Raw genomic sequence first — 6,719 nt, 5'->3', positions numbered from 1 at the left:
CCCGCGCGTGCTCGCGGGCTGCCTGCTCGGGGCCTTCATCTCGGAAATCTTGCCGCACGAAAAAGTCTCGCGCTCGCTCGGGCCCTCGTCCGGCTTGAAGGGGCTGCTGATCGGAACGGCCTTTGGCGCGATCCTCCCCGGCGGCCCCTTCACGGTCTATCCCGTCGGCAGCGCGCTGCTCGCGGTCGGCGCCGATTTCGGCGCCGTCATCGCCATGGTCGTGAGCTGGACGCTGATCGGCTACGGCCGCGCGGTCGCCTGGGAAATCCCGATCATGGGCACGGATTTCACGCTGTGGCGCATCGTCATCTCGCTGCCGCTCCCGATCCTCGCAGGCGCCCTCGGCCGCTTCGTCTATGTCCGCCTCTCACCGAAGCGCGCGAGCGAGGAGGCCGAGACGTGAGTGCAGCGCTGCTGATCGACATGTTGTTGTGGGGCTCGGTGTTCGGCGTCGGCCTGATCGCCTTCCGCCGCGGCAAGCCGGTCTTCGTGGCCTCGCTGCGCGAAGGCGCGACGGACTTCATCAACATCGTGCCGCGCATTGCGTTAGGGGTGATCGGCTCCGGCTATATCGCCGCGATCATCCCGCAGGAGGTCATCACCGGCTGGCTTGGCCCCGATAGCGGCTGGCTCGGCATCACCTCCGCCGTCATTGCCGGCGCCGCGACCCCCGGCGGCCCCGTGATCGGCTTCTCCATCGGCGCGGTGGCGCTGAAGTCCGGCGGCGGCGTGCCCCAGGTGGTTGCCTATGTCGTCGCCTGGGCCCTGTTCGCCTTCCAGCGGGTGATTTTATGGGAAATCCCCTTCATGCCGGCCCGCTTCGTCTGGTTCCGCTGCGCCGTCTCGGTGCCGTTCCCGTTCATGGCGGCCGCGATTGCCATGGTGATCGGGAAGCCGTGAGGCGGCTTCCACCCACCGTCATTCCGGGGCGATGCGCAGCATCGAACCCGGAATCTCGAGATTCCAAGTCTGTTCCTTCGGACGATCCGGTTGTGCCTCGGTTTAAATTTTTCAGCTTTCGACTAACATTGACGCGGCATTAAGCGCGAGCCCAAGCTGTCGAAACCATGCCTATTCATGAATGCCCGACCTGTGGGACGGATCACGATTGGGGCGGCACCCGCAATCGCCTATTCATGTGCGTCAATAAAGACTGCGACCAGCGTGGACATCGCTACTGCTACGAATGCGGCGCATGGAATGTATGGATAACTAGGTGCAAATGCCCATTTTGCGATGAGGTGGGCAAGTTATTGGCAAAGATGAAGCCAGAAAATGAGGACGAGGACTGATATCCGACCCCATGGCGAGAAGCGCCACGCCAACAGAACGCAGGCGAATCGCCACGGGCAATGTTGAGGGACGTCAAATGGGAGAAAAACCCGGCTGCTGTAGCCTAAGTCGGCTTGGCGGTTCAAATGGCGGAAAGGCCCGCGCCGCCGCCCAAACGCCTAAGTCGCGGAAACGGCTAGCAAAACAGGCGGCGACCGAGCGGTGGGGACAAAAATAGAACAGTCATCCCAGCATACTTGAATCTTTTTCGTATGCTCCTATGATATAGAGGTGTTGCCCAGCACCCCATAGGAGATGGTTATGTCTGATACTCAGACGGACGACGACGCCAACAAATCGCGTCGCCAACAACCGACGGAGGCGTTACCCACCGTTCGGATTGCCTTCCAGAAGCAGCAGCGTTGCCTCTTGGCCTACGGCTACGAGAGCAACAACGGCAGCGAGCCGGTCAAGATCGAGCAGGTCGCAAAAGCGGTCGAGATGAATCCATCGACTGTCTCACTTGCCAACCCGTTCTTTGAAAAGATCGGCCTGATCTCCAAGGTCGGTCGTGCCTTTGCGCCGTCGTCGGCGTTGCTCGAATATGCTCGTGCATATCGATGGTCGCAGGACACTGCGCCGATCAAGTTGCAGTCGGTCTTCGCGCAAGCGTGGTTCACCCGAACTCTGCAGCCAAAGCTCCAGATGCGGGATATGGCCGCAGATGAAGCCATTCAAACATTGGCGGATCGGGCCAATGCATTGCCTGAGTACAAGTCCAACCTTTCCATGATCCTCGACTACATGGAGTGGGTTGGCTTGATCACTCGCGAGGGCGACCGAATCGCGTGGGTATGGCGTTCTGAGTCTACGGCACCGGAGGAGACGAAGATGCCATCAGCACCCGAACCTACAACGGCGGCGCGCGCACCCGAGCCAACCGCTCAAGACCAGAGTTCCCCCGGAGCGATCCGCCTCAGCGTCAATGTCTCGATTGATATGGCGGAACTGTCCGGCTGGTCGGCCGAGCGCATTACCGCGTTCTTCAGCGGCGTGGCGCAGGTCTTGGCGGCACAGAAGGGTTCCAAACCGTAACAAGCACACGCCGCGCACAGGAGATGTTTGCCCAACACCCGTGCGCGGCGATGGACCCGTAGCTCAAAGGATAGAGCTCTGCGCCTGCTAAGCCAGTGGTTCCGGGTTCGAGTCCCGGCGGGTCCACCACCACAATGTGAGTCCGGCGACTCGGATCGTCAAAAAAATACTGACATGTCGATTCACTCATGTGAATCAATGGTTACTCATATGAACTCGAGGGCGCACCTATATCTCTTGATGGTCTGTTAGGGTTCCTTCATGCGCTTTATCCCCGGATCGCCGACGTTTTCCTGAACACATTACCAAGCGCTTGATCGACGCCGGCAGCGCCCGCGCCGCCGTGCGCAACGTTCCTCCAAGCGCATCCGGTGCGGCGAAACCAAGCTGAGCATCTTGCGGTCGTGGACAGAGGTAATGTTATAATATAACGTCCTGCCATGGTTCCCGCCGCGTCCCACGCCCACCAGCACGACCATTCCCACGGCCACGCCCATTCGCACGGGCATGACCATACGCACGACCACGGTCATTCCCACACCCATCCTCATGCCCATGGTGAGGCCTCGCCACACCCCGCCCAGTCAGCGCCCTGGTCGATCCTGCGCATGACCATGGCCGGCCGGCTGTTGGCAGCGAGCGCCGTCTGCGCCGTGCTCTGGGGCATCGTGTGGCTGGCGATGAGGTGACCATGGCGGCGCAGGTCGAATTCCACAACGTCACGCTCGGCTATGACCGGCATCCGGCGGTTCATCACCTCAAGGGCGAGGTCGCATCCGGCGCGCTGGTCGCTGTCATCGGGCCGAACGGCGCCGGCAAGTCGACGCTGCTACGCGGCATCGTCGGCATCGTGAAGCCGCTGGCGGGCGCGATCCATCTCGGCGGCCTCGACGCGCGCGACATCGCCTATCTGCCGCAGAGCGCAGAGATCGACCGCAGCTTCCCCATCTCCGTGTTCGACTTCATCAGCACCGGGCTGTGGCGGGCGACCTCCCTGTTCGGCGGCATCGGCAAGGCCGCGCGTAAAAAGATCCTCGATGCCATCGCAGCCGTCGGCCTCTCCGGCTTCGAGAACCGTCCGATCGAAACGCTTTCGGGGGGGCAGATGCAGCGCGTGCTGTTCGCGCGCGTGCTGCTGCAGGATGCGCGCCTGATTGTGCTCGACGAGCCCTTCAACGCCATCGACAGCAAGACGACGACCGATCTGCTCGCGCTGGTGAAGCGTTGGCATGGCGAGGGTCGCACCGTGCTCGCAGCGCTGCACGATCTCGAGATGGTGCGTAACCATTTTGCCGAGACGCTGGTGCTCGCACGCGGCCCCGTGGCCTGGGGCCCGACAGCAGAGGTGCTGACGCCCGAGAATCTGATGGTCGCGATGCGGATGTGCGAGGCCTTCGACGACAGCGCGGCGGCCTGCGCCGATGACGGGCATTCGCAGGCAGCGTGATGATCTACGACGCGCTGATCGGCCCCTTCACCGAATTCGAGTTCATGCGGCGCGCGCTCGCCGCCGTCATCGCGCTGTCGCTCGCGGGCGCGCCAATCGGGGTGTTCCTGATGCTGCGTCGGATGAGCCTCGTCGGCGATGCCATGGCGCATGCGATCCTGCCGGGTGCCGCGATCGGCTTCCTGCTCTCCGGGCTCAATTTGTTTGCGATGACCTTTGGCGGCCTGGTCGCCGGCTTTGCCGTTGCGATTCTCGCCGGCGTCGTCGCGCGCTCCACCGGCCTGAAGGAGGACGCTTCGCTCGCGACCTTCTATCTGGCCTCGCTGGCGCTCGGCGTGACCATCGTCTCGATCAAGGGGACCAATATCGACCTTCTGCACGTGCTGTTCGGCAACATCCTCGCGATGGACGACCAGACGCTGCTGGTCGTCGCCTTCAACGCCACGGTCACGCTCCTGGTGCTTGCGGTGATCTTCCGGCCCCTGGTGATCGAGAGCGTCGATCCCTTGTTTCTGCGCGCGGTCAGCCGCGCCGGCGGCCCGGCGCATCTCGCCTTCCTCGCGCTCGTCGTCATCAATCTCGTCAACGGCTTTCAGGCGCTCGGCACCTTGCTCGCGGTCGGCCTGATGATCATGCCGGCCGGCATCGCGCGGTTCTGGTCGCGCGACCTCACGGCGATGATCTGCATCGCCGTGATCGCCGCCGCGGTCTCCGGCTATGCCGGGCTGGTGCTGTCGTTCCAGACCCGCGTCCCCTCGGGCCCCGCGATCATTTTGGTGGCGACGGTGTTTTACGTGATCTCCGTGCTGTTCGGCCGCGTCGGCGGGCTGGTCCGCCAGATGTTTCCTGGCCGGCATCTCGAGGCATGACGGCGATGCGGCGCATCCTGTTCTTGCTGATCGCGTCCCTGCTTACCGCATCGCCCTTGCACGCGGCCGAGAAAGTCAACATCGTCACGAGCTTCTCGATTCTCGCCGACTTCGTCCGCAATGTCGGTGGTGATCGCGTCAATCTCACCACGCTGGTCGGCGCCAACAGCGATGTCCACGTCTACACGCCGGCCCCGAGCGACGCGAAGCGGATCGCCGATGCAAAGCTCGTCATCGTCAACGGCCTTGGTCTCGAAGGTTGGCTGCCGCGCCTGGTGCAATCCTCGGGCAGCAAGGCCACCGTCGTCACCGCCAGCGCCGGCATCACGCCGCTAAAACTCGGCTCGGATGCCGATCCGCACGCCTGGCAGTCGATCCCCAACGCCAGGCTTTACGTGACGAATATCGGCAATGCGCTGGCAGCAATCGCGCCTGACGATGCAGAATTTTTCCGCATCCAGACCAAGGCCTATCTGGAAAAGCTCGAAACACTCGACCGCGAGGTGCGCGACATCCTGGCGAAAATTCCGCCCGACCGGCGCAAGGTGATTTCGACCCACGACGCCTTCGGCTATTTCGCGGCCGAATACGGTATCCAGTTCATTGCGCCGCTCGGAGTTTCCACCGAAACCGAGCCGAGCGCGCGCGATATCGCGGCCATTATCAGCCAGGTCCGGGCTGCGAAAATACCGGCCGTTTTCCTCGAAAATATCAGCGACGACCGGCTGATCCGGCGGATCGCGGCCGAGACCGGCGCAAAGGTCGGCGGGACCCTGATTTCGGACGGTTTGACGGGCGAAAAGGGGCCTGCCCCCACTTACATTGACATGGTCAGGCACAATATAAAGGCCCTGACCAGCGCGCTTGACCATTAGGGTGGGGGCCACCCCGCCGCAGCGTCGCGCGCCATGCCCGATCTCGGAGTTCTTATGTCTGAAGTGACGTCTTCCAAGATTCCCGTGACCGTCCTGACCGGCTATCTCGGTGCCGGCAAGACCACCCTTTTGAACCGCATCCTGTCGGAGAACCACGGCAAAAAGTACGCCGTGATCGTCAACGAGTTTGGCGAGATCGGCATCGACAACGACCTCATCATCGGCGCCGATGAGGAAGTGTTCGAGATGAACAATGGCTGCATCTGCTGCACCGTGCGCGGCGACCTCGTGCGCATCATGGACGGCTTGATGAAGCGCAAGGGCAAGTTCGACGCCATCATCGTCGAAACCACGGGCCTCGCCGATCCGGCGCCGGTCGCGCAGACCTTCTTCGTCGACGAGGACGTGCAGAAGAATGCCCGCCTCGATGCCGTCGTGACGGTTGCCGACGCAAAATGGCTGTCCGACCGGCTGAAGGATGCGCCCGAGGCCAAGAACCAGATCGCGTTTGCCGACGTCATCGTGCTGAACAAGACCGACCTCGTCAGCAAGGGCGAGCTTGCCGAGGTCGAGGCGCGCATCCGCGGCATCAACCCCTATGCCAAGCTGCACCGCACCGAGCGCTGCTCGGTCGCGCTCGCCGACGTGCTCGACCGCGGCGCCTTCGACCTCGACCGCATCCTCGAGATCGAGCCGAGCTTCCTGGAGGCCGACGATCACCACGACCATGATCATGACCACCACCATCACGGCCATGACCATCATCACCACCATGATCACGGTCACGGCCTGAAACACTATCACGACGAGGAGATGCAATCGCTCTCGCTCAAGACCGACAAGCCGCTCGATCCCGGCATGTTCATGCCCTGGCTCCAGAACCTGGTGCAGACCGAGGGCCAGAAGATTTTGCGCTCGAAGGGCATCCTGTCGTTCCGCGGCGATGACGACCGCTACGTCTTCCAGGGCGTCCACATGATGCTGGAGGGCGACCACCAGCGGAAATGGAAGGACGGCGAGCCGCGCGAGAGCCGCGTCGTCTTCATCGGCCGCGAATTGCCGGAAGAGGCCATTCGCAAGGGTTTTGAGAGCTGCATCGTTTCGTGATGTCCGAGTTCGATCCCGACGACGAATCCCGCTCCATCGTCTCCGTCACCAGCC

The 6,719-nt window shown here is 62.7% G+C and carries 7 protein-coding genes and 1 tRNA gene; all 8 read left to right on the top strand.

Annotated features, from left to right (window positions below; translation table 11 throughout):
- A partial coding sequence (locus C2U70_RS17315; protein WP_186294315.1) for a permease occupies positions 1-403 on the top strand: 403 nt, incomplete at its 5' end.
- Complete coding sequence (locus tag C2U70_RS17310; protein WP_140979641.1) at positions 400-900, top strand: hypothetical protein; 501 nt, start codon at positions 400-402, stop codon at positions 898-900. The genes C2U70_RS17315 and C2U70_RS17310, both read left to right, overlap by 4 nt.
- 693 nt (positions 901-1,593) lie before the next feature.
- Complete coding sequence (locus C2U70_RS17305; protein ID WP_140979640.1) at positions 1,594-2,367, top strand: hypothetical protein; 774 nt, start codon at positions 1,594-1,596, stop codon at positions 2,365-2,367.
- 52 nt (positions 2,368-2,419) lie between these two features.
- Positions 2,420-2,496: transfer RNA gene (locus tag C2U70_RS17300), tRNA-Ser, on the top strand.
- Between the two features lie 562 nt (positions 2,497-3,058).
- Entirely contained in the window at positions 3,059-3,814 is a 756-nt protein-coding gene (locus C2U70_RS17290) for a metal ABC transporter ATP-binding protein (RefSeq protein WP_186294314.1), read from the top strand.
- Complete coding sequence (locus C2U70_RS17285) at positions 3,814-4,683, top strand: metal ABC transporter permease (RefSeq protein WP_140979642.1); 870 nt, start codon at positions 3,814-3,816, stop codon at positions 4,681-4,683. The genes C2U70_RS17290 and C2U70_RS17285 overlap by 1 nt, the downstream gene beginning before the upstream one ends.
- 5 nt (positions 4,684-4,688) lie before the next feature.
- A complete protein-coding gene (locus C2U70_RS17280) occupies positions 4,689-5,558 on the top strand; it encodes a metal ABC transporter substrate-binding protein (protein WP_186294316.1) in 870 nt (289 codons plus the stop codon).
- 54 nt (positions 5,559-5,612) lie between these two features.
- The gene (locus C2U70_RS17275) at positions 5,613-6,665 is read left to right on the top strand and encodes a CobW family GTP-binding protein (RefSeq protein ID WP_140979637.1); all 1,053 of its coding nucleotides are present in this window, start codon (positions 5,613-5,615) and stop codon (positions 6,663-6,665) included.
- Positions 6,666-6,719 lie beyond the last annotated feature (54 nt).

The sequence above is a fragment of the Bradyrhizobium guangdongense genome, from assembly GCF_006483445.1.
Lineage (GTDB): Bacteria > Pseudomonadota > Alphaproteobacteria > Rhizobiales > Xanthobacteraceae > Bradyrhizobium > Bradyrhizobium guangdongense_A.
This window is presented reverse-complemented; position numbering and strand designations above follow the sequence as displayed.

Excerpts from the sequence above, each read along its gene's own strand:
- C2U70_RS17305 (WP_140979640.1), top strand. The coding sequence starts at position 1,594 with ATGTCTGATACTCAGACGGACGACGACGCCAACAAATCGCGTCGCCAA.
- C2U70_RS17290 (WP_186294314.1), top strand. The coding sequence starts at position 3,059 with ATGGCGGCGCAGGTCGAATTCCACAACGTCACGCTCGGCTATGACCGG.
- C2U70_RS17285 (WP_140979642.1), top strand. The coding sequence starts at position 3,814 with ATGATCTACGACGCGCTGATCGGCCCCTTCACCGAATTCGAGTTCATG.
- C2U70_RS17280 (WP_186294316.1), top strand. The coding sequence starts at position 4,689 with ATGCGGCGCATCCTGTTCTTGCTGATCGCGTCCCTGCTTACCGCATCG.
- C2U70_RS17275 (WP_140979637.1), top strand. The coding sequence starts at position 5,613 with ATGTCTGAAGTGACGTCTTCCAAGATTCCCGTGACCGTCCTGACCGGC.